The organism is Pseudofrankia sp. EUN1h (assembly GCF_001854645.1).
Classification (GTDB): Bacteria; Actinomycetota; Actinomycetes; order Frankiales; family Frankiaceae; genus Pseudofrankia; species Pseudofrankia saprophytica.
In genome coordinates this window covers 51,819-73,738 of record NZ_MBLN01000095.1, presented here as the reverse complement: position 1 = coordinate 73,738, position 21,920 = coordinate 51,819, and the positions used below count along the sequence as shown (strand labels likewise).

General features: G+C 73.1%; 21 protein-coding genes. 13 read left to right on the top strand and 8 right to left on the bottom strand.

What is annotated here, in order from left to right; all coding sequences use genetic code 11:
• The 3 genes from BCD49_RS36205 to BCD49_RS36195 form a co-directional block, all read left to right on the top strand.
• On the top strand, positions 1–584 hold a 584-nt coding region (locus tag BCD49_RS36205; protein WP_071042416.1), incomplete at its 5' end, for an IS982 family transposase.
• A 142-nt stretch (positions 585–726) separates the two neighbouring features.
• Positions 727–1,548 carry an urease accessory protein UreG gene (ureG, locus tag BCD49_RS36200; protein ID WP_007520696.1) on the top strand — a complete coding sequence of 274 codons (822 nt, stop codon included), beginning with the start codon at positions 727–729 and terminating at the stop codon, positions 1,546–1,548.
• 40 nt (positions 1,549–1,588) lie between these two features.
• Positions 1,589–2,566, top strand: coding sequence for an urease accessory protein UreD (locus BCD49_RS36195; RefSeq protein WP_007520694.1), 978 nt, complete (start codon positions 1,589–1,591; stop codon positions 2,564–2,566).
• A 106-nt stretch (positions 2,567–2,672) separates the two neighbouring features.
• Here the strand turns inward: BCD49_RS36195 and BCD49_RS45570 are convergent, their stop codons facing one another.
• A complete protein-coding gene (locus BCD49_RS45570; protein ID WP_241832467.1) occupies positions 2,673–3,407 on the bottom strand; it encodes a class F sortase in 735 nt (244 codons plus the stop codon).
• Positions 3,404–3,880, bottom strand: coding sequence for an LPXTG cell wall anchor domain-containing protein (locus BCD49_RS45565; RefSeq protein ID WP_071042413.1), 477 nt, complete (start codon positions 3,878–3,880; stop codon positions 3,404–3,406). Before BCD49_RS45565 ends, BCD49_RS45570 begins: the two co-directional genes overlap by 4 nt.
• A gap of 215 nt (positions 3,881–4,095) precedes the next feature.
• On the opposite strand from BCD49_RS45565, the gene BCD49_RS36180 reads away from it, so the two are divergent.
• The 3 genes from BCD49_RS36180 (at position 4,096) to BCD49_RS36170 (ending at position 7,038) form a co-directional block, all read left to right on the top strand.
• The gene (locus BCD49_RS36180; protein WP_131803635.1) at positions 4,096–4,551 is read left to right on the top strand and encodes a hypothetical protein; all 456 of its coding nucleotides are present in this window, start codon (positions 4,096–4,098) and stop codon (positions 4,549–4,551) included.
• A 166-nt stretch (positions 4,552–4,717) separates the two neighbouring features.
• Positions 4,718–6,337 (top strand): sensor histidine kinase, encoded by a 1,620-nt coding sequence (locus BCD49_RS36175; RefSeq protein WP_007515177.1) that lies wholly within the window; start codon positions 4,718–4,720, stop codon positions 6,335–6,337.
• On the top strand, positions 6,334–7,038 hold the full coding sequence (locus tag BCD49_RS36170; RefSeq protein WP_007515179.1) for a response regulator transcription factor: 705 nt from the start codon (positions 6,334–6,336) through the stop codon (positions 7,036–7,038). Before BCD49_RS36175 ends, BCD49_RS36170 begins: the two co-directional genes overlap by 4 nt.
• Here the strand turns inward: BCD49_RS36170 and BCD49_RS36165 are convergent.
• Entirely contained in the window at positions 7,028–7,864 is an 837-nt protein-coding gene (locus BCD49_RS36165; protein WP_071042412.1) for an urease accessory UreF family protein, read from the bottom strand. The two genes, BCD49_RS36170 and BCD49_RS36165, sit on opposite strands and share 11 nt — an antisense overlap.
• Before the next feature lie 152 nt (positions 7,865–8,016).
• Here BCD49_RS36165 and BCD49_RS36160 point away from each other — a divergent pair, with 152 nt between their 5' ends.
• Positions 8,017–8,373 carry a hypothetical protein gene (locus tag BCD49_RS36160; RefSeq protein WP_007515181.1) on the top strand — a complete coding sequence of 119 codons (357 nt, stop codon included), beginning with the start codon at positions 8,017–8,019 and terminating at the stop codon, positions 8,371–8,373.
• A gap of 211 nt (positions 8,374–8,584) precedes the next feature.
• Entirely contained in the window at positions 8,585–9,520 is a 936-nt protein-coding gene (locus BCD49_RS36155; protein WP_007515182.1) for a phytanoyl-CoA dioxygenase family protein, read from the top strand.
• Between the two features lie 100 nt (positions 9,521–9,620).
• Here BCD49_RS36155 and BCD49_RS36150 read toward each other — a convergent pair whose 3' ends face one another.
• From BCD49_RS36150 to BCD49_RS36135, 4 genes are all read right to left on the bottom strand, one after another.
• Positions 9,621–11,198, bottom strand: a complete 1,578-nt coding sequence (locus BCD49_RS36150; RefSeq protein ID WP_071042411.1) for an LCP family protein — start codon at positions 11,196–11,198, stop codon at positions 9,621–9,623.
• 221 nt (positions 11,199–11,419) lie between these two features.
• A complete protein-coding gene (locus BCD49_RS36145) occupies positions 11,420–13,147 on the bottom strand; it encodes an urease subunit alpha (protein ID WP_007515184.1) in 1,728 nt (575 codons plus the stop codon).
• 93 nt (positions 13,148–13,240) lie between these two features.
• Positions 13,241–13,585: an urease subunit beta gene (locus tag BCD49_RS36140; protein ID WP_007515185.1), complete on the bottom strand. Its 345-nt coding sequence runs from the start codon at positions 13,583–13,585 to the stop codon at positions 13,241–13,243.
• A gap of 392 nt (positions 13,586–13,977) precedes the next feature.
• A complete protein-coding gene (locus tag BCD49_RS36135; protein ID WP_007515186.1) occupies positions 13,978–14,280 on the bottom strand; it encodes an urease subunit gamma in 303 nt (100 codons plus the stop codon).
• A gap of 351 nt (positions 14,281–14,631) precedes the next feature.
• On the opposite strand from BCD49_RS36135, the gene BCD49_RS36130 reads away from it, so the two are divergent.
• The 5 genes from BCD49_RS36130 (at position 14,632) to BCD49_RS36110 (ending at position 20,455) form a co-directional block, all read left to right on the top strand.
• Positions 14,632–15,732: an ABC transporter substrate-binding protein gene (locus BCD49_RS36130; RefSeq protein WP_007515187.1), complete on the top strand. Its 1,101-nt coding sequence runs from the start codon at positions 14,632–14,634 to the stop codon at positions 15,730–15,732.
• Between the two features lie 71 nt (positions 15,733–15,803).
• Complete coding sequence (locus tag BCD49_RS36125) at positions 15,804–16,694, top strand: ABC transporter ATP-binding protein (protein ID WP_007515188.1); 891 nt, start codon at positions 15,804–15,806, stop codon at positions 16,692–16,694.
• Between the two features lie 16 nt (positions 16,695–16,710).
• Complete coding sequence (locus BCD49_RS36120) at positions 16,711–17,568, top strand: ABC transporter permease (protein ID WP_007515190.1); 858 nt, start codon at positions 16,711–16,713, stop codon at positions 17,566–17,568.
• Positions 17,565–18,464: an ABC transporter permease gene (locus BCD49_RS36115; RefSeq protein WP_007515191.1), complete on the top strand. Its 900-nt coding sequence runs from the start codon at positions 17,565–17,567 to the stop codon at positions 18,462–18,464. Before BCD49_RS36120 ends, BCD49_RS36115 begins: the two co-directional genes overlap by 4 nt.
• A gap of 374 nt (positions 18,465–18,838) precedes the next feature.
• Complete coding sequence (locus BCD49_RS36110; RefSeq protein WP_232794244.1) at positions 18,839–20,455, top strand: adenine deaminase C-terminal domain-containing protein; 1,617 nt, start codon at positions 18,839–18,841, stop codon at positions 20,453–20,455.
• A gap of 16 nt (positions 20,456–20,471) precedes the next feature.
• Here BCD49_RS36110 and BCD49_RS36105 read toward each other — a convergent pair whose 3' ends face one another.
• Positions 20,472–21,713 carry an ATP-binding protein gene (locus tag BCD49_RS36105; protein ID WP_232794243.1) on the bottom strand — a complete coding sequence of 414 codons (1,242 nt, stop codon included), beginning with the start codon at positions 21,711–21,713 and terminating at the stop codon, positions 20,472–20,474.
• Positions 21,714–21,920: the final 207 nt, after the last annotated feature.

The following is a 21,920-nucleotide window of genomic DNA, read 5'->3' as shown; positions in this document are numbered from 1 at the left end:
ACCACTGGATCACCGACGCCACCCCCGTCCCGTGCGGGATGTCCCGGCCGACCGTGAAGCGCTCCGAGATGGCCGGCTGGGCCGGCTACGGCTACTGCGCGTCGCACTCCCGGTTCTACTGGGGCCTCAAGCTCTACCTGGTCTGCACCCCGACCGGCATGCCCGTCCTGTGGGCACTGGCCAACCCGAAGATCGGCGAACGGGAGGTGCTCGCCGCGATGCTCGACCACGACGCCGCCCTGATCGCCGAACGAGACCGGATCCTGCTGATCGCGGACAAGGGGTTCGCCTCGAACGACCTCGAGGCGGCACTGTCCGAGCAGCGCATCGACCTGCTCCGTCCGCACCGCAAGGACGAGACGGCGCGCAACGGCGAGCCGATGCTCAAGAAGGTCCGCCAGCTCATCGAGTCGGTCAACGACACCCTCAAGGGCCAACTCGACCTGGAACAACACGGCGGGCGGACCTTCGAGGGCGTCGCGGTCCGCGTCGCCCAGCGCCTACTGGCGATGGCCGCGGCGATCTGGCACAACAACAAGACCGCCGCGCCCGTCACCCGCTCCCTGATCGCCTACGACCACTGACCAGAGATCGGAATTACTCGTCTAGGCTGGCCACAGCGGCGGAGGTCGCGCGGGACGAGTGAGGGGCGGCGGCCGGTGCCGGGCCGGCTCACGGCGGCGCGCGGCGGGTCGCGAGCAGACGAGTTCTCATCCGGGAGGCGGCGTGCACCTCGACCACGATCATGGCCTGCATGAGCACGGCCACTCGCCGCTCGGTGGTGCCATCGGCGGCGGGCCCGCGACGGCGGTCGGCTGGCAGACCGCCATGCCGGCGGTCGACGCGGCCCCGCGGACCGTGCCGGCCGGGCGGGCGTTGCGGGTCGGCATAGGCGGGCCGGTCGGCAGCGGCAAGACCGCGCTGGTCGCGGCGCTGTGCCGGGCGCTCGCGGGCAAGGTCGACCTCGCCGTCGTGACCAACGACATCTACACGACCGAGGACGCCGACTTCCTGCGTCGCGCGGGCGTGCTCGACCCGGCGAGGATTCGCGCCGTCGAGACCGGCTGCTGCCCGCACACCGCGATCCGCGACGACATCACGACCAACCTCGACGCGGTGGAGGACCTGGACGCGGAGTTCGGCCCGCTCGACCTGATCCTGGTCGAGTCGGGCGGGGACAACCTGACGGCGACCTTCAGCTACGGCCTCGTCGACCGGCAGATCTTCGTCGTCGACGTCGCCGGCGGCGACAAGGTGCCCCGCAAGGGCGGCCCCGGCGTGACCAGCAGCGACCTGCTCGTCATCAACAAGACGGATCTTGCCCCACTGGTCGGCGCGGACCTCGCGGTGATGGCCCGCGACGCCGAGGCGGTGCGCCACGGCCGTCCCGTGCTGTTCACCAGCCTCGTCGAGGACTCCGAGGCGACGGCCGTCGCCCGCTGGGTCCTGGCCCAGCTGGTCGAGGCACGCACGGCCGGCGCCGGCGCGAACGAGAATTCCATGGCCCCGCTCGCGGCTGTCGGCATCGACCTGCCCGGCGCGCGGTGAGCGCCGCCGTCGACGTCGACGGCGACGGCCCGGGAGCCTGGTGACCCCGATCGCCGAGGCTGGCACGTGGGCTGGCGCGGCGGCGGGCGAAGAAGAGCGGGGCGCCGGCCGCGGCCTGGTGCGCGCGCACGCGGTGCGAGCCCACGCCGTGCTGCGGGTCGAGGCCGGTCAGGACGGGTCCGCGCGCGTCGTCGAGGCACGCTCGGCCGTCCCGCTCGTGCTGCGGCACACCGGCACCACCACTCCGCCGCGGGCCGCGGCCGAGGCGCCCGCCGCCGGGTCGGCTGGTGCGGCGGCGGCTGGGGTCACGCGGGTACAGGACCTGGCGCCGCCGGCGCTGCCGACCGTCACCGTGCACCTGGTCGGGGCGGCCGCCGGGCCGCTCGCGGGCGACCAGGTGCGGCTCGACATCACCGTCGGGGCCGGGGTACGGCTCGTGCTGCGCTCGGTGGCCGCCACGCTGGCGATGCCGGGGCACGGCCCCGGGCCGTCCGTGCTGGAGATCCACGCGGACGTCGCCGCGGGCGGCGCGCTCGACCTGCTGCCGGAGCCGACGGTGGCGGTGCGCGGCTGTCGGCATCGGATGGTCGGGCGGGCGGTGGTGGCGGCCGGAGGCTGGCTGCGCTGGCGCGAGGAGGTCCTGCTCGGCCGGTTCGGCGAGCCGTCCGGCCGGGTCGAGACGGACCTGCGCGTCGACATCCGTGCCCCCGCGGGCGACCGGCCACTGCTGCGCCAGCAGCTGCCGCTCGGGCCCGACGTCCTCGGCCTGACCGGCGCCGCCCTGATCGGCTCCGCCCGGGCCGTCGGCTCCCTTCTGATCGCCGCGCCCGCGCCGACCGCGGGTATCGGCCCGGCCGGGCTCGGCGTGCCCGCCTCGGTCATCCCGCCGCCCGCGCCCGGCGCCACCCGGACGCCGGGCGGAGCGGCCGTGTTGCCGTTGGCGGGCCCCGGAGTGCTGGTCACCGCGCTGGCCGCCGACGCCGTCACCCTGCGCCGCCACCTCGGCCCTGAGGGCTGAGAGCCCTGAGTTTCTGAGGTGCCGAGTTTCTGAGGTGCCGGGTTCCTGAGGACCTTTCGGTTCACTGGCGAGCGATCTTCGCCGCCATGGCTGGGGACGGTCTGGCTCAGGCCAGGTGGGCGAAGACGACGACGTTGTCGACGTAGTGGCCGGTGGAGTGGTCGAAGGTGCCGCCGCAGGTGATCAGGCGGAGTTGGGCGCCGTCGCCCGAGTGGTAGACCTCCTGGTCCGGGAAGCTGGCCTTCCCGTACTCGGCCGACCGGTCGACGACGAACGTCGCCGTCGTGCCGTCGGCCCGGTCGACGAGGACGGTGGCGCCCGCCCGCAGCCTGGCCAGCCCGAAGAAGACCGCCGGACCGGTCTTCGAGTCGACATGGCCGGCGATCACAGCCACGCCGTCGTCGCCCGGCTCCGGGCCGGCGCGGTTCCAGCCGACCTCGGTGAACCCGGTCGGGGCGATCAGCCGTCCCGCCCCGTCCAGGCCGAGCGGCACGACCGGTGCCGTCACGGCGATGTCCGCGATCCGCAACCGCACTGGATCCGCGGCCTTGCCCGCCGATGGAGACTGCCCGCCCTGTCCGCCTGCCGAGTCCGCCGAGCCTGCCGAGTCCGCCGAGCCCAGCGCGCTGGTCGCCGCCGGGCTGGCCGTGGGCGTTCCGCCCGGGCCTGGCCGCGCGCCGCAGCCGGTGAGAGCAACCAGGGCCAGCGTGAGCGCGGCCGTCAGCAGGAGGCTGGCCGCGAGCCCGCTCCGGCGGTGGCGCCGCCGCGTGCCGGGCCCCGGCCGGGAACCGGGCCGGCGGCCGGCGGCGACGCCGCCGCCGGCCGGCGGACTCGTGGTCACCCGCGCGCACCCGCGCGCCGCCGCCGCCACAGGCCGAAGCCGGCGAGGGCGCCCAGTCCGGCGCCGCCGAGAGGGAGGGCGACGTCGCCAGCGTGCCCGCCGGTGGGCTGGCTGCCGCCGAGTCCCGTGTCCACGCCGCCGCGCGGCTGGACCGGAGCGGCCGCCCCGGGAGCGGTGGGCAGCGGACCGGTGATGATCTGCTCCGGGGTGCCGTCGTGCGCGGGGATCCTGGTGATGGCGACGGGGACGGACGGGTCGGCGGCGGCGGGTGCCTGCGGCAGCGCGCGGCCGTCGCCGGGGACGGGGGCGGGAGCGGACACGGGAGCGGACGCGCGCGGCGACGGCGTCGCGGCGCTGGCCGCCGCCACCGGCAGCGCGACACCGCCGGCGACGGCGCCGACGAACGTGACCGTGAGCGCCGAGGTGGTGAGCAGCCGTCGAGCGGTCCGGGTCGGACGGGTAGGAGCGTTCATCGTTGGGCTGCCTCGATCCTGTCGGTGGCATCCGGGCCAGGCACGGGCCTGGCGGATGGCGGTTACCGGCCGGTGTCGATCGCCCGGCCTGGACCGAGCCTGTCGGCGGTGGGTGGGGTGACTGTGAGACGACGGTGAGAGGCCTCTCACGCGCGGTGCGTCCTCGACCGAGCGCGGGCCGGGTGCTGTCGTCGGGCTCGCCTACCATGGCGGTCATGGCGGATCAGCCGGGCACGCTTGGGTCGGTGGCCGGCGACCGGGCGGTGCCGGAGCTGGAGGCCCGAACGGCGACCTGGCGGATCGGGCTGGCGACGTTGGGGCTGCTGGCGGTCATCGGTGGCCTCGCAGCCGCGGTCGTGTCCGCCTCCGGCGAGCCCCGTCCTCCGGACCTGGGCGGGCCGATTCTGGCCAGGGGAGCGGTGACCACGTCCGCGCCGACGCCCTCCGCCGACTCCTCCCCGCCGCCCGAGCTGCCGGTGGTGACCTATCAGCGGTCCGGCGACGGGGGCGAGGTCAGGGTGAGCGCGGCGCCGGTCCCCGTCCGCCCGGTGCCACTGCCGGTCGCCTCCGAGGCGGCCAGCGCGAGGACGCCGCGGACGACGGCGCCCGAGCCGGCCGCGCGTACGGCGCAGCCCGCGCCGTCGCTGCCGGCCCAGGAGTCCACGCCCTAAGCACCAGGTCCATGCCCTGGGCGTCCCGCCGCGGGCGCTCGGCGGATGAGAGCCTTCTCATCGTGTCCTCATCCGTGGCTTCGGCGGTGTCGGGACGCTCCAGTGCATGGTGCCCGGGTGGCCGAGGGCCCGCAGGCTGGCGAGCGGTCTGGTGAGGATCCGTGCCGTGACCGGGTCCGCGCGGCTGCGCATCCTCGGCTGGCAGCTGCTTCTCGTGGCGCTGGCGTTGGCCGGGTCGGTGCTGGCCGCCCGCCAGGTGCTGCTCGCGCGGGTCGACGAGCGGGTGGACCAGGGCCTGGCCAAGGAGGTCAGCGAGCTGCGCCGGTTCGTCGACAAGAGCGTCGACCCGGCCACCGAGCGGTCGCAGTTCGCCGACGTGCGTGCCCTGCTGGAGACCTACCTGGAGCGGGCGATCCCGGACCGCAACCAGACGATGCTCGCGCTCGTGAACGGCGACCCCACCTACCGGAGCGCCGAGACGCCGCCATACCGGCTCGACGGCGACCGGGCGGCGATCGACGCGTTCGTGTCCTCCACCTCGGCCGGCCAGCCGCACTACGGGCGGGTCGCGACGCCGGCTGGCGCGGTGCGCTACGTCGCGGTACCGGTGAGCGTCCAGGGCCATCCCGAGCGGGGCGTCTTCGTGTCGGCAGTGTTCGTCGACCGGGAACGGGCCGAGGTGGACGAGGTGGTCCGGGTGCTCGGCGTCGTCGGGTTCGGCGCGCTGGCGGTCGCCGGCGCCGCCGGGTGGATGGTCGCGGGACGGGTGCTCGCCCCGGTGCGGATGGTCCGCCGGACCGCTCAGACGATCACGGAGACGGACCTGTCGCGCCGCATCCCGGTCGGCGGTCGGTGGGGTGTCCGCCGGCCGGGTCGGGTCGCGGCCGGCGCCGGTCGGGACGGTCGGGACGGTCGGGACGAGATCACGGAGCTGGCGCGGACGTTCAACGGCATGCTGGATCGCCTGGAGCAGGCGTTCGCGACTCAGCGCGCCTTCGTCGACGACGCCGGCCACGAGCTGCGCACTCCGATCACCATCATCCGTGGGCATCTGGAACTGCTCGGCGACGACCCGGACGAGCGGGCCGAGACCATCCCCCTCGTCCTCGACGAGCTCGACCGGATGAGCAGGATGGTCGACGACCTGCTGGTGCTCGCGAAGGCGGAGCAGCCCGACTTCCTGCGCCGCCAACCGGTGGATCTCGCCGTGTTCACCACGGACCTGTTCGTGAAGGCGCGGGCACTGGCGCCGCGCGCGTGGCGGCTGGAGGGGGTCGGCGACGGCCGCCTGCTCGCCGACCGGCAGCGGCTGACGCAGGCGCTGCTGCAGCTCGCGCAGAACGCGACCCAGCAAACCGGGGCCGGCGGCGCGATCGGGATCGGCTCGGCCGTCGACGACGACATCGCGCGCTTCTGGGTGACCGACTCTGGTCCCGGCGTGGCCCCGGCCGACCGGGCGCGCATCTTCGAACGCTTCGCCCGTGGTGTTCCCACACGGCCACCGTCGGCTGCCGGCGGCGGCGCGGGACTCGGTCTCGCGATCGTGCGGGCGATCGCGACGGCGCATGGCGGTGCCGTCCGGGTGAGTGGTGAGCCCGGCGAGGGCGCGACCTTCATCCTGGAGCTGAGCCTGCTGGATCAGGGTCTTCGCGACCACGAGCCGCGTCGTCCCGCGTTACGCGAACCCGAACCGGACGGCGGGGAACCGGGCGGCGCCCGATCGGGTGGACACGGATCGGGCGGTCTCAGATCGGGCGGTCCCGAACCAGACAGGGGGTGGGCATGACGAATCGAGTGCTCATAGCCGAGGACGAGCACCGGATCGCCTCTTTCATTTCGAAGGGCCTGCGTTCCAACGGTTTCGTCCCGACATGCGTGAGCGATGGCCAGTCAGCGCTGGAGGTGGCCCTCTCCGGTGAGGTTGACCTGCTCGTCCTCGACATCGGCCTGCCAGACCTGGATGGATTCACGGTGCTGCGCCGGCTGCGCTCCGCCGGTTCGCGGCTCCCGGTGGTCGTGCTCACCGCCCGCGATGGTGTGCGGGACACGGTCGCCGCCCTCGAGGGCGGGGCCGACGACTACATGAGCAAGCCGTTCCGGTTCGAGGAGCTGCTCGCCCGCGTCCGGCTGCGGCTGCGACCCGAGCGGTCCGCGGCCGAGCAGACCGTGCTGCGCAGCGGCGGCCTCGCCCTGGACCTGCGCACCCGCAGGGCGCACGTCGGCGACCGGGCCGTCGACCTGACCGCGCGCGAGTTCGTCCTGGCCGAGACGTTCCTGCGCCACCCCGGCCAGGTGCTCGCCCGCGAGCAGCTGCTCTCCGCCGTCTGGGGCTACGACTACGACCCCGGCAGCAACATCGTCGACGTCTACGTCGGCTACCTGCGACGCAAGCTGGGCGCCACCCGCATCACGACGGTCCGAGGCATGGGCTACCGCCTGGAAGCCGGGACCGCGCCTGGCGTCGACACGGCCAGGGTCACGACGTGAACATCCGGACCGGTGCCGCGCGGTGGCGCTCGGCGAGCAGGTCGAGGCGGACGGCCGACGGGGCGGGAAGCAGGTCAGGCCGGCCCATGGCCATCGCGGCCTCGGCGGCGGCGGTGGCCTCGGCGGCGGTGGCCTCCATGGCGTCTGCGAGCTTGGCCTGCAGGCCGGTGACGGCGAGCGGATCGAGGCCGAGCAGCCGGGTGGCGGCCGAGGCGGGACCGCCGACCGCGCCGTAAGCGGCGGCGAGCGCCGCGTCCGCCGGCTCGAGCCCGGCCGCGGCGGCGACCACGCCCAGCGCGATCGGATGGTGGGGGGCGGGTGCCTGCCTGGCTCCCGTGGCCGAACCCCCAGCGTTGGGCGGGAAGATCCGCGACAGGTCCCAGGCGGCTCTGCCCGCGCGCAGCAGCGTCCGCCCCTGGGCCCGGCTCGCGTCCCGCTGGGCCGGCGACGGGGTACGGGCGTCGAGCTCGGCGTCCAGCGCGGCGAGCCGGGCCGCGCGCTCCTGTCCGGCCGCCGGGGTGTCCGGGGCTCCCGCCAGTTCGCCGACCTCCGCGGCCAGGATCTCCGCGGCCGGGGCCTCCGCGGCGGGGGCCGCGGTGTCGATCCGGCAGGTCCAGCAGGCCGCGGCGGCGAACGACGCGGCCACCAGGCCGGTGGTGCCGAGCCGGCCCAGCAGGAACGCGGCCAGGTCGTCCAGGCCGGTCACACCGCCGTCCAYGACGGCCGCCTCGACTCCGCCGGAGTGCGCGTGCCCGCCGGCCGGCAGCCGTCCGTCCGCCAGCACGAGCAGGGCGGCGCGCGCCGCCGGCCGTCGCTCGCCTGACATTCCTGTGATCACGGCCCCTCCGATGCACTAACGTCGCCGCCGGCTTGGTCAAAGTCCCAAGGAGCTGTAGGTCCCGCGGAGCCGTGGCCCTTCAGGAGCCGCTGCCCCCAGAACCGTCGCCCCTCAGAACGTCTTCCCCAAGGAGGCATCCCGTGCCCACGGCGCCATCCAGCCTCGCGAGCCCGGCCGTCCGTGGCGAGGTGTCGCCGGCCGGCCCGAGCACCGCGGTGGACGCGGCGGACACCGCGCGGCCGCTCGCCCAGCCAATCATCCGGCTCGGCCGCGGGCGGCAGCGGCGGTCCCGTGCCGTGGCCGCCGTGGCCATCGCCGCCGCTCTCGCGATCGGCTCGCTCACCGCCTGCGGGCACAAGCATCCGCCCAAGCCGGCCAACTTCTCCTGCTCCGCCTCCAGCAAGGCGGAATGGTCGGACAAGGAGAAGCGGTGGGTGTGCGTGCCCAAGTCCAGCGGCAGCTCGGGCGGCTCGTCGGGGAAGAAAAAGAAGAGGTAGCGACGCGTCCTCGCGGCGACGGGTTCCGGCTGACCGGGTCCCGGCTGGCCGGGTGACTGGTGATCCGACCTGCGTCGCGGCCGCGGTCACAGCGGCGGGCAACGCGGCGGTAACAGGGGGGACCTAGCGTCCGAGGTTGTCCCTTCGTCGGCGGAGCGACCGCGTCCGCGCCGCGCCGCCGACGAGCACCGAGACGCGGGAGGGCAGCCGCATGCAGACGGCGACCGTGCGGGCTACACCGGCGACCGTGCTGGTCACACCGGCGACGTTCGGTGTGTTCGAGGTCGACTGGGCCGGGATCGACTGGTCGTCGCGTACGCCGGCCTCCGTCGGAGAGCTGCCCGGTCTCGCCGAGATCGAGGACTTCTACCGGTCTTTCGGCTTCGTGCTCCTGCGCGGCCTGGTCGGCGACGAGCTGACCGGCCGGATGGAGACCGAGTGCGCCGCGGTTCAGGACGACGTGCTCGCCGGCGGGCTGCCGGAACGGTACGGGTCGACGAAGTACCTGGATGACGTCGAGAAGATCGAGAAGTTCGTCAACTACGTCGAGCACGTTCAGGAGCTCTCCCCGGCCGTGCTGGCGGCGGCGACCCTGCCGCCGCTGCTCGCGGTGATCCGTCGGCTGATCGGCGACGGTGCCTGGCTCAACTCGTCGGACAAGGCCGGCATCGTCTACCAGGACTCGCGCCCCGGCCGCGAGTCCGGTTACACCCGGATCGGCTGGCACTCCGACTGGCAGGCGATGCCGAGCGTCGACGTCTGGCCGGGGCTCGCGTTCACCTTCCACCTGGACGCGACCAGCCCGGCGAACGGCTTCCTGCGCGTCGTCCCCGGCAGTCACAACTGGGCGACCCCTGCGCCGTACCGCAACGTCAACAACATCGCGGTGCCCGACGACGCCCGGCCCGCCGGCGGCTACACCACCACCCCGGCCCCGGTCACGATGCCGCTCGGCTTCGAGAAGGTGCCTGGGGAGGTCGCCGTCTACGCCGAGCGCGGCGACGTGATCCTGCACGACGGCTACCTGTGGCACTCCGCGTCGCGCGCCACCGACGACGACGGCGTCCGCCGCCACGTCCGCGGCGGCTACTTCGGCGGCGACGAGGCCAACTACCGCCCCCAGTTCCTCAAGAACGCCGCCCGATAGTCCCGCGCGGCCGGCCACTCCGGCCGATGGCCGGGAACCGGGTCGCGGAAGCTCCCGCGCCCTCGACGGGAAGGGGCAAGTCGCCGCTGAGCCGGGCGCGCTAGTAGGTGCAGCTTGGAGCGGCGGGGGCCTGTGGGGCCGCGGTCGTGGGGGCGGGTGCCGGACCTGAGGCGGCGCCGCCCGAGGCGCCGTCGGCTCCCGCCATGACGGGAGCCACGACCTCGGTGAACTCCGAGCCGAGGATGAGATGGATTCCGGTGACGGTCGGGTCGGAGCGCAGGAGGGATCCGGGAACGGCCGCCTGCACCGTGCGCGCGGCGTCCTCCTTGCCCGCGCCGTAAAGCACCCGGGACGAGGTGTAGGTGAGGGACTCGGCGGTGAGGGTGCCGGAGACGTGGAAGCCCTTGTCTGTCAGGTCCTTGGTGACCTGAGCGGCGAGCCCCGACCGATGGGAGCCGTTGTAGACCGCGACGGTCACCTGCGACGGCGGGACCGTGACCGGGCCGGGGGCCGGTTCGGTGGTCGGGGGCGCCGTGTCCTCGACGCCGTCGACGTGTCCGCCCAGCGGGACGACGAGCCGGGCGAGGTCGACCGGGTTGTAGATCTGCACGGAGGTCGCGACGCCGTGCAGCATGATGTTGCCGCTGTTTCCGATCCCGCCCTCGGCCTCGGTGGGCGGGTGTGTCGGCAGCGTCTCCATGTGGATCGAGCCGGCGGCCACGCCGCGCATCTGGGTGGCCAGGTCCCGCAGGTCGTTGATGCTGGTCTTGTCGTCCAGGGTGAGCGCGGACGTGGCCGTCGAGAGCAGGCCCTGCAGCTTGACCGGGTTGGTCAGGACGTCGCCGGTGGTCGCCTTGTGGAACACCGCCCCGATGAACTGCTGCTGGCGCTTGATCCGGTCGATGTCCCCGTTCGGCAGGCCGTGGCGCTGACGGACGAACGCGAGGCCCTGGCTGCCGTTCACGTGGATGGCCTGCCCGGGGCCGCCGCGCCAGCCGCTAATCGGGTCGTTCGTATTGGTGCTGACCCGCGCTCGGCCCGTGTCGTCCTTGAAGTGTTCCTGGAGGCTCGAGGGCAGGACGCAGACATCGACGCCGCCGATCGCGTCCGTGATCGCCTTGAAGCCCTCGAGGTCCATCGAGACGTAGTGGTCGACCCGCATGCTGGTCAGGCTCTCGACCATCTTCACCAGCAGTGACGGCCCGCCGTCGGAGATCGCCGAGTTGAACTTGTCCCTGTGTGCAGGGTGGCTCTTGCCGGCGGAGTCGGTGTACTCGGGGACCAGCACGTACGTGTCACGGGGGAAGGACACCATCGTCGTGGTGCCGTCCTCGGCCAGATGGACCAGGATCGTCGTGTCTGAACGCTGGCCGGGAGCGTTGCCGAACTCCCCGTCCGWTCCCGCCCGGCTGTCCGTGCCGACCACCAGGTAGTTCTCCACGCCGCGCTTCTCGTCGGGCCGGTCGTCACCCAGGTCGAGCCCGATCCGGTTGATGTTCCCGTTGGCGTAGGTGTACGTCGCCCAGCCGCCGGCGGTCACCACCAGCACCAGCGCGGACAGCACGCCGAGCAGCCCGCGCAGCGCGCGGCGTCCGCCCCGCGCGCGCCTCGGGCCGAGCCCGTCCCGGCCGTCGTCCGACCGCGGGTCCAGATGGGGAGGAAGCGACGCCCCGGCCAACGCTGCCCGCCTCTCTCGCAGATGCCGCCCGTCCGCGGATCCTGCTCGGCAGGCAGATGATAAATCGCCCTATTTTTACCGGACGACCCACCATGTGCCCAACGCGGCTTCGCGATGGCCGTCGCGGAGCTCTATGCGGGCTGCTCGTGCGTGGTTCTGAGAGGCTGCTGCTCCCGGCGGAGCGTTCACGCTGGCAGAGCGTTCCAACTGGCGGAGCGTTCTCAGAAGAGGAAGTAGCGCTGGGCCATCGGCAGCTCGCGGACGGGGGCGGGCTCGATGGCCTCGCCGTCGATGGTGACGGTGAAGGTGTCCGGGTCCACGCGGATGTCCGGGGTGGCGGTGTTGCCGGGCAGGTCGGCCTTGCCGCGGGAGCGGACGTCGAGGACCGGGACCATCGGGGTCGCGAGCTGGAGCCGCTCGGCCAGGCCGTCCTCGATCGCGGCGGGCGCGACGAAGGTGAGCGACCCGGCGGCGGCGGGGCCGCGAGCGGCGCCGAACATCGGGCGGGGGAGCACCGGCTGCGGGGTCGGGATCGAGGCGTTCGCGTCGCCCATCGCGGCCCAGGCGATGAGCCCGCCCTTGATGACGACGGACGGGCGGACGCCGAAGAACGCCGGCTCGTAGAGCACCAGGTCGGCGAGCTTGCCGGCCTCCACCGAGCCGACCTCGCCCTCCAGGCCATGCGCGACGGCCGGGCAGATCGTGTACTTGGCGACGTAGCGCTGGGCGCGCAGGTTGTCGGCCCGACCGTCACCGGGCAGGGTGCCGCGGCGCTTCTTCATCACGTGCGCGGTCTGCCAGGTGCGCAGGACGACCTCGCCGATCCGGCCCATCGCCTGCGAGTCCGAGCCGATCATCGAGATCGCGCCCATGTCGTGCAGGAAGTCCTCGGCCGCGATCGTCGACGGCCGGATGCGGCTCTCGGCGAACGCCAGGTCCTCGGGGATCGACGGGTTCAGGTGGTGGCAGACCATCAGCATGTCGAGGTGCTCGTCGAGCGTGTTGACGGTGTGCGGACGGGTCGGGTTCGTCGACGAGGGCAGCACGTTGCCGGCCGCGACGACGGTGATGATGTCCGGCGCGTGCCCGCCGCCCGCGCCCTCGGTGTGGTAGGCGTGGATCGCCCGGCCGGCGATCGCGGCCAGCGTGCTCTCGACGTAACCGGCCTCGTTGAGGGTGTCCGAGTGCAGCGCGACCTGCACCCCGGCCGCGTCCGCGACCCGCAGCGAGGCGTCGATCACGGCCGGCGTGGTGCCCCAGTCCTCGTGCAGCTTGAACGCGGCGGCGCCGGCCCGCAGCTGCTCCCAGAGCGACTCCTCGTTCGTGGTGTTGCCCTTGCCGAGCAGGAGGACGTTGACCGGCCAGTCGTCCATCGCCGACAGCATCCTGGCCAGGTTCCAGCCGCCGGGGGTCACCGTCGTCGCCTTGGTGCCCTCGGCCGGGCCGGTGCCGCCGCCGATCAGCGTGGTGATGCCGGCGCCGAGCGCCTCGGGGACCTGCTGCGGGCAGATGAAGTGGACGTGGCAGTCGATCGCGCCGGCCGTCATGATCCTGCCGTTGCCGGCGATGATCTCGGTGCCGGGGCCGATCACCAGGTCCGGGTGCACCCCGTCCATCGTGTCCGGGTTGCCGGCCTTGCCGAGGGCGACGATCCGGCCGTCGCGGACGCCGACGTCGGCCTTCACCACGCCCCAGTGGTCGAGCACGATCGCGCCGGTGATGACCAGGTCCGGCGCCCCCTGGGCACGGGTCGCCCGGGACTGGCCCATCGACTCGCGGATGACCTTGCCACCGCCGAAGACCGCCTCGTCGCCGGTACCTGCCCCGCCGGGCCCGCGGCTGAGGTCGTCGGTGACCTCGATGAACAGGTCGGTGTCGGCGAGCCGGACCCGGTCGCCGACCGTCGGTCCGTACAGCGCGGCATACCGCGACCGGTCCAGCGTGGCCATATCGGACCTCTCTGCTTCTCTACTGCTTCTCTACTTCTCTGCTTCGCTTCTGCTCGTTACGCGGGACGAGACGAACCGGCCAGACCGGGCCCGTCAGGCCGGCGGCGTCGGGGACGCGTCGCGTTCGTCGAGCTTGCCGGCCCACTCGAGACGCAGGCCGGGGACGTCACGCCCGCCGGCCAGCGGTACCAGGGTGACCTCCCGCTCGATCCCGGGCTCGAAGCGGACCGCCGTGCCCGCGGGCACGGCGAGCCGATGTCCCCAGGCGGCCGTCCGGTCGAAGGCGAGCGCCGGGTTCGCGGCGGCGAAGTGGTAGTGCGAGCCGACCTGGACCGGCCGGTCGCCCGCGTTGCGCACCACCAGCGTGACGGTCGGCCGCCCCGGGTTGATCTCGATCAGGTCGTCGTCATGCAGAACCTCGCCGGGAACGATCGGCATCCGCACTCCCTGTGTCGTTCGAGATCCAGCCCCAAGCTTGCTTCGCAACCACGCGGCGCGGAGGTCCGCCTCCGCGGAGACCTGGCGCCGGAGCGAAGCGAAGTGGTTCAGGTAGGGCTCAAGCTCTGAATCGGGTCGGTTCGGTCTGGTGACGTTCAGCGGTGGGCGACCGTGCTGGCGCGGAGGCGCGCCTCGCGGAGGCCCGGCCCACGAGCGAAGCGACGTGGGCCGGGCCGCAGCGAGGTCGCCGGAGCGCCCGTGAGCGGAGGAGGACACCGCGCGGAGGTCCCTCGGGAGCGACGGGGTCCCTGCGGAATCGGCGAAGCCGATTTCGGAGGTCGTGAGTGAGGGGCCGGAGCGCGGTGTCCGGACGGAGCGAACCATGAACACAGTCAGGGGATCGGGTGGTGGACCGTGACGAGCTTGGTGCCGTCGGGGAAGGTCGCCTCGACCTGTACCTCGGCCAGCATCTCCGGGATGCCGTCCAGGACGTCGTCCCTGGTCAGCACGGTGCGGCCGGCGGCCATCAGCTCGGCCACCGTGCGGCCGTCGCGGGCGCCCTCGAGCAGGAAGGAGGTCAGGAGCGCCACGGCTTCCGGATAGTTGAGCCGCAGGCCGCGGGCCCGCCGCTCCCTGGCGAGGTTGGCCGCGACGTGGATCAGCAGCCGTTCCTGTTCATGCGGACTCAGCAGCACGGCGCCAACCTAGGGCCAGCAGATGACGATGGCGTAACACCGATCGTCCGCGCGTCGGGTCGGACCGCCCCGGTGAGCGGAGTGCGCGCCCCCGATTCGCGGGACATTGTCACTTTCCGTCGCCGATTGGGTCGCCTGCTTGCCGTCAGTGTCCACTCGGCGGTTCGCGCCGGTCCGCTTCGGGGCCGCGCGGGCGAGCCAAGTGCGTCACAACCAGGTGGAGTTACCTGCTGTTCACAAAGGGGCGATGGGTGCGATACGCCCGCTTTCTAACGTCCGGAGAACCGCCCGGGTGGGCCGGATGTGCCGGCGGTGGGGATCTACGCCCCGGGGCGATGTGATGGGGGTTCGGTGACGACTGGATTCGATAGGCGGGGCTTCCTGCGGCGTGGCGCGGGTGTCACGGTGGGTGCCGCGGCGCTGGCGGTCGGCGGCAGCAGCCTGCTCGCCGCCTGCGGCGACGACGACGACTCGGGGACGACGGCGGCGGCCACCAGTGGTGGCGCGGCGTCCTTCGGCAAGCTGGACTACCGGCTTTCCTGGATCAAGAACGTCGAGTTCGCCGGCGCGTACATCGCCGACCAGAAGGGCTATTACAAGGCGGCCGGCTTCTCCGCGGTCAACCTGATCGCGGGCGGCCCGAGTGCCACCCCGCAGGACGCCGACGTGGCGACCGGCAAGGCGTTCGTCGGCATCTCCGCGCCGGACATCACGGGTAACGCGATCCTCCAGGGCGCGCCGCTGAGGATCATTGGCGCTCAGTACCAGAAGAACCCGTTCGCGATCATGTCGCTGGCGGACAAGCCGATCAAGACGCCGCAGGACATGATCGGAAAGAAGATCGGCGTGCAGGCGACGAACGAGTCCGTCTGGACCGCGTTCCTCACCGCGAACGGCCTCGACGCGTCGAAGATCGAAAAGGTGCCGGTCGAGTTCGACCCGACGCCGCTCACCACCGGGCAGGTCGACGCCTGGTTCTCCTTCGTCACCAACGAGCCGAACCTGCTCAAGGTGAAGGGCGTCGACACGTTCACGTTCCTGCTCGCGGACTTCAAGTACCCCCTGGTGTCCGAGACCTACATGGTCACCGAGGACACCCTCAAGAACGACAAGGACAAGATCAAGGCCTTCCTGACGGCCGAGATCAAGGGCTGGGCGGACTCGATCCACGACCCGTCCGTGGCCGCGAAGTACGCCGCCGAGATCTACGGCAAGGACCAGGGCCTCGACGCGGCCGAGCAGACGCTGGAGTCGACCGCCCAGAACGAGCTGCTGCTCACCGACGACACCAAGAAGAACGGCCTGTTCACGATCACGCCGACGCTCATCGAAGAGAACATCGCGACGCTGAAGCTGGCCAAGGTGGACATCACCGCCGAGCAGCTGTTCGACACCAGCATCATCGACGAGATCTACAAGGAGAACCCGGCCCTGATCCAGCTGCCGCTCTAGACGGCGGCGGCGATCGGATCTTTTCGTCCGGGCGTCCTTGACGAACTCGACAGGGAGAAATCGAGACCGACATGAGCACCTCCGCCACGCCCACGCCGGAGTCCGCCCTCGACGAGGCGGGAGTCACGCCTGGTAAGGAGACGGCCGGCGTCGCGCCGGCCGCCGCCGAACCGGCCCCGGGGTCCGGGGTGAGCGTGGCGGGCCTGCGCAAGGAGTTCCGCCTTGGCCGCAGGTCGGTAGTCGCCCTGGACAACGTGAACCTGTCCACGACGGAGGGCTCGTTCCTCACCCTGATCGGGCCCTCCGGCTGCGGGAAGTCGACCGTCCTGCGGATCCTCGCCGACCTGGAGGGGCCGACCCAGGGCGAGGTGCTGGTGCACGGCGAGCCGCCGTCGACGGCTCGCCGCAACCACCACCTCGGGATCGCCTTCCAGGACGCGGCTCTGCTGCCGTGGCGGTCGGTGGAGGCGAACATCCGGCTGCCGCTGGAGGTGAGTGGCACCAGGACGAACAAGAAGGTGATCGCCGACCTGATCTCGCTGGTCGGCCTCACCGGCTTCGAGAAGGCGCGCCCGGCGCAGCTGTCCGGCGGCATGCGCCAGCGGGTCGCGATCGCGCGCGCCCTGGTCGTCGAGCCGAAGGTCCTCCTGCTCGACGAGCCGTTCGGTGCCCTGGACGACATGACCCGCCAGCGGCTGAACTTCGAGCTGCTGAGGATCTGGACGGAGCGGGCGACGACGACCCTGCTGGTCACCCACTCCATTCCCGAGGCGGTCATCCTGTCCGACAAGGTCGCCGTGATGAGCCCCCGCCCCGGGCGGATCGCCGCGATCGTCGACATCGACCTGCCGCGCCCGCGCACCCCGGAGATGCTGCGCACCTCGCAGTTCCACGACCTGCACGACCAGCTGTCGAGCCTGCTGTTCTCTGGCCAGGGCGACGACAGCGCGCAGGCAGCGTGACGGCGGTGGTGCGCCGATGACGACGATTCAGGACACGCCGGCCGGAGCGGCCGTCGGCCCGACGGGCGGTGGCCCAGGCCAGCCGGGCGGCGCGGGCAGCGCCCGTTCCGGCGGCGCGCCGTCGTGGCTCGGCGGCCTGATCGGGACCGTCGCCGTGATCGCCCTGTGGTGGATTCTCGCGGTGACCGCGTTCGAGCACGGCGGCGCGGTGCCGACTCCCTGGGAGGTCCTGAAGGACCTGTGGACCGACCGGCATCTGTGGTCGAGCCCGGTCAGCTCGACCGTATGGATCGCGCTCAAGGGATACCTGATCGGCAACGGCCTCGCGATCGGTCTCGCCGTCCTGTGCTTCGGGATCCCGGTCGTCGACCGGATCGTCCTGCAGATCGGGGTCGCGTCGTACTGCCTGCCGATCATCGCGATCGGACCGATCCTCACCACGGTGTTCGACGGCACCACGCCGCAGACGGCGCTCGCCGGGATCTCCGTGTTCTTCACGACGCTGGTCGGCACGCTCGTCGGCCTGCGCTCCGCGGACCAGACGACGCTCGACCTGATCAAGGCCAGCGGCGGCGGGCGTTTCGCCCAGCTGCGTTACGTCCGGCTGCGCGCGGCGCTGCCGAGCACCTTCACCGGGCTGCAGATCGCGCCGCCGGCCGCCCTGCTGGGCGCGATCATCGGCGAGTACCTGGGCGCCGACAAGGGGATCGGGATCACGATGATCGCCTCCCAGCAGGGGTTCAACGTGCCCCGCACCTGGGCGCTCGCGCTCATCGCCTCGGCCATCGCCGGTATCGGGTATGGCATTACCTCGCTGGTCGCCCGGCTGCTCACGCCGTGGGCGCCGCGCGGGAACGTCGGAGGTGCATCGTGACGACGGCCGCCGCCCCGCCCAAGGCCACGACCGAGCCCGCGCCGGCCACGGCCGTCGCGCCCCCGGTTGAGGAACGCGCCCCCAGCTCGATGATCCTCATCACGGCGCTTTCCCGRCTCGGCCGGACCTTCGGGTCCGTGCTCGCCTCGGTCGTCGTGATCCTCGTCCTCTGGTATGCCTTCCTCAAGGTGTTCGACCTCAGCCCACTGGTCGCGAAGTCGCCGAAGGACGTCTACCACTACCTGTTCACCGTCCCCAAGGCGCCGGACAACCGGCACGCGATCTTCGACGCCCTGATGGTGACACTCGGCGACGCGCTGGCCGGCTATATCGCGGGAACGGTCGCCGCCATCGTCGTGGCGGTGCTTTTCGTGTTGTACCGGCCCGTCGAGCAGGCATTCATGCCCGTCGCGATGGTGCTGCGCTCGGTACCGCTGGTCGCGATGACCCCGATCATCACCCTGGTCTTCGGCCGGCATCTCGTGGGCGTCACGGTCATCGCTGGGATCGTGGTGTTCTTCCCCTCCCTGGTGAACATTGTCTTCGGCCTGCGCTCGACGCCACGCGCCGCCGCCGACCTGATTACCGCGTACGGGGGCTCCGAGTTCACGGTGCTGCGCAAGGTGGCCATTCCGAGCGCATTGCCGGCGCTGTTCGCCTCCGCGCGTATCGCCGTCCCGGGCGCCATCATCGGCGCGCTGCTGGCCGAATGGCTGGCCACCGGCAAGGCGCTCGGCTACTACATGCAGCACGCGCAGCAGACCTTCAACTACGGCGGCGTCTGGGCGGCGGTCATCGTCATCACCGCGGTCAGCATCGCCCTCTACGGCGTCGTCGGCATCATCGAGACCGTCGTCCTCGCCCGCTACGGCCCGGCACCGTCCCGCGGAAAGTGACGCCGCTGCATCCCGGTCGTTCCGGGTAGCCGGTCACGTAACCAGCAGGTTTCCGGACTCCCCAGACCACCCGAAAGGGGTGGCCCCGGGCCGTGCGTGAAGCGGCGACGCCCCACCCGCACGCGCCCCGCTCGTTTAGCGGCGGGCCCGCCCGCGCGTGAAGTGACGCGCTTCGTTCCCGCTTCGTTCCCGCCACGTTTGCCGGGGCCGGCGTGCCCCGGTGTGACGGTTGTGTTTCGGCGTACTTAATGCTTGGCAGCAATCGGTGACTGTGCTGTGCTTGCCTGCGACAATGGGGCGGCGGTCGTTCGGGTATGCCGAACGGCCGGACCCCCGGCGTCGAGCTTCGCTCGACCCCCTCAGCGGAGGTGAGCGTGTCGACTCCTCGGGGGTTGGCGGCTGGATGGCCGGGCTCGGGCCTCGTCGTGGGGCCCGCCCCGGTGCCAGGCGCGGTGGTGGGCGCCCAACCAGCGCCCGGAGCGCCCGGTGTCGTCGGCGGGCAGGGGCTGGTGCCGAGCGGCGGGGAGCGGGCCCGGCTGCGCCGGGTCGCCGTCGGCGAGGAGGACGCCGACCTGCTGGTCCACAGCGGGACCGTCGTCGTCGTGCAGACGGGCGAGCTGCTGCATCGGGACGTCGCGATCGTCGGCCGGTTCATCGCCGCCGTGACCAAGCCGGGCGCGATCGCCGGCCGGCGATCGCTCGACGCCTCGGGCCGCTACCTGCTCCCGGCCTTCGTCGACGCCCGCGTCCGGCCGGAGCGGACGCTGCTGATGCCGGGCGAGGCGGCCCGGCTGCTGGTGCCGCGCGGCACGGTGACCGTGTTGACCGACCCGTCCGGGCTCGCCGCGCGCTGCGGCCCACGCGGCGTGGGGCTCGCCACCGCGACCGGTACGCCGTTGCGCGCGCTGGCGCGCCGTCCCGGCCCCCCCGGGCGCACCGGGCCCACCCCCGCGGACCTGCTGCCGGGGGAGCGCCCCGGCACGCACCGCACGCTCGCCGACCTGGTCGGCTACGGCCAGCTTGCCTGTGCCGTGCGGCGCGCGGTGGTGGCGGGCATGCCCCCAGCGGAGGCGGTGCGCCGGGCGACCCTCGCGCCCGCCCGTTGGCACGGTCTCGACCACGTGCTCGGCGCCATCACCCCGTCGCACCTGGCCGACCTGCTCATCGTCTCCGAGATCGGCGGCCTCGAGCCGCCCGACCTGGTCGTCGCGGGCGGGCGGATCGCCGCTGGCCAGGGCCGGCCGCTGTTCGACAACTCTGACGTGGTGCCCGGCTGGGCCGTGGACAGCGTGCGCCTGCCGGCGAACCTGCACGTCGGCTCGTTCGCGGCGGCGCGCTGGCCCGGTCATCCCGCGCCGCTGCCACTCGCGGTGGAGATCGTGTCGCCGCTGTCCGCACCGGTGATCTCGCAGCGGTCGGCCGGCCTGCCCGGTCTGCTGCCGGGGCTGCCCGTCGTGCCCGGGGCACCGGGGATCGCCCCCGCGATTCCCGAATGGCAGCCCGCGACGGTGCTGCCCGTCGGTGAGCCGTCCGCGCGGCACGTGCGGTTCGAACCGACGGTACGGGACGGCCTGATCGCCGCCGACCCCGAGCACGACCTGCTCAAGGTGGCCCTCGTCGACCGGTCAGGCGCCCATGAGCCGGTGCGCGTGGGCCTGGTGCGCGGCGTCGGGCTCACCAGCGGCGCCGTCGGCGTCACCATCACCGAGCCGCCCGGCGACCTGCTGCTCGTCGGCGCGAACGACGCCGACCTGCTCACCGCCGCGCGGGCGCTGGAGGGCATGGGCGGCGGTTTCGTCGTCGTCGACCGCGGCTGGGTGCAGGCGGCCTGCCCGCTGCCGGTGGGCGGCGTCGTGAGCGACGCGCCCTGGGAGGCGGTCGACGGCCAGCTGGCCGCGGCCGACGCGGCCGCCATGGCGATCGGCTGCCGGCTGACCGCCCCGCTGCAGACCCTCGCCGACCTCGGCGAAGCCCTGTACGTCCAGCCCTGACGCGGGGAAGTTCTCGTCAGCTGGCGGCTTCGGCCGGTGGCTTGCCGTCGGCGGGCACCGCCGGGGGCGAGGAAGCGGCCGAGCCGGCCGCCGCCGGCTCGCGCGCGGGTGACTCCGCCGCGGCGACGGCTTCGGCGGACTCGCGCAGCGCCCGCTCGGTGTACTCGGACAGCGACCAGGAACGCCGTGGGGTCGACGCGTCCCGGATGTCCACCAGGCCGGCCCGCACCATCCGGAACAGCGCCCGGCGCGCCTCCGTCTTGGAGACGGCGAGCATCTGGGCGACGTCCTCGGTCCGCAGCCGGGACTGCCGGCGCAGCCGGGTGATGATCTGCAGCTCCGGCAGTGACAGCGGCCGGCCGCCGAGCTCGTGGCTGAGCACGAATCGGGCGAAGCCCAGGTCGGGGCGCCCGCCGGGGAGCACGACGACGACCGCGTGCTCACCGCTGCGGCCGTGGTCGGGCGGGGCGTGCCCGTGCCGCAGCTGCTCGCGCCAGATGTGGCTGACGCCCCGGCCGGTGCGCGTGACGATGCCGGCCCGGCGGAACGCGTCCGCGAGCAGCGGGTTGCGCGGGCTCGGCGGGGCGCTCAGCAGGCTCTCGACGGTGATCCCGGCCGGCAGCCCTGACGGGTTGGAGACGACGATCTGGTCGGCCGACCACTGCACGTGCACCGCGCCGGGGGCCGTGTAGTCGCGGTGGATCAGCGCGTTGGCCAGCGCCTCGCGAAACGCGCTCTCCGAGTACACCGGCACGCGCATCCGGACCAGGTCGAAGCGCACCTCCCGCATGGGGTTCAGCGCGCGGAACCGGGCCAGGAACTCCTCGACGAGCCGGAGCAGGGGCCAGCGCAGGAACACGTTCGTGCCGGTCGCCAGCCCGTCGATCCGGTCGAAGACCTGGATCGCGGCCTCGTGGGTGGGCGCGAAGCGGCGCAGCGACTCGGGCCGGCCGAACAGCAGCAGGCCCGCGAGCAGGATCTCCACCCGCTCGGGGCCCGCGTCGTCGCCTGCGGCCGCGTCGCCGGCCTCGGCCTCGGCCTCGGGGCCAGCGGCCTCGAGGTCAGCGGCGCTGGGCACGGTGCGCACGACGCCGAGCTCCCGTGCGAGCGCGAGGTCGTCGAGCAGAGCGAGCCGCTCGTCGGCCTTCTCCCGGTAGGCGCCGACGAGGCGGCGCAGCCGATCGAACTCGACCGGGTCGAGGTCGTCCCAGCCGGCGCCGGGCACCACCCGCCCGGTCACGTCGATCGTGCCGGTCACCGGCACGCGTCCCTCAGGACCATGACTCCCAGACCCCTGGCTTCCGGGCCCGCGGCCGGGCGTGTCGCCCTCAGCGCTTCGCACGGCAATATCGTAAGGACGATCAGTGGCGCGCGCGGCGCTTCCGCGCTGTCGGGTAGCGGCTACTGGCTGGACCGGCCCCAACGCGCCCCGGCACAGGTCCGTGGGGCGCGCCGGTGCCCGACG

What these genes read in the sequence shown, in the direction of transcription:
- BCD49_RS45565 (WP_071042413.1), bottom strand. Translation starts at nt 3,880, where the DNA reads ATGAACGCTCCTACCCGTCCGACCCGGACCGCTCGACGGCTGCTCACC.
- BCD49_RS36180 (WP_131803635.1), top strand. Translation starts at nt 4,096, where the DNA reads ATGGCGGATCAGCCGGGCACGCTTGGGTCGGTGGCCGGCGACCGGGCG.
- BCD49_RS36170 (WP_007515179.1), top strand. Translation starts at nt 6,334, where the DNA reads ATGACGAATCGAGTGCTCATAGCCGAGGACGAGCACCGGATCGCCTCT.
- BCD49_RS36155 (WP_007515182.1), top strand. Translation starts at nt 8,585, where the DNA reads ATGCAGACGGCGACCGTGCGGGCTACACCGGCGACCGTGCTGGTCACA.
- BCD49_RS36145 (WP_007515184.1), bottom strand. Translation starts at nt 13,147, where the DNA reads ATGGCCACGCTGGACCGGTCGCGGTATGCCGCGCTGTACGGACCGACG.
- BCD49_RS36140 (WP_007515185.1), bottom strand. Translation starts at nt 13,585, where the DNA reads ATGCCGATCGTTCCCGGCGAGGTTCTGCATGACGACGACCTGATCGAG.
- BCD49_RS36125 (WP_007515188.1), top strand. Translation starts at nt 15,804, where the DNA reads ATGAGCACCTCCGCCACGCCCACGCCGGAGTCCGCCCTCGACGAGGCG.
- BCD49_RS36120 (WP_007515190.1), top strand. Translation starts at nt 16,711, where the DNA reads ATGACGACGATTCAGGACACGCCGGCCGGAGCGGCCGTCGGCCCGACG.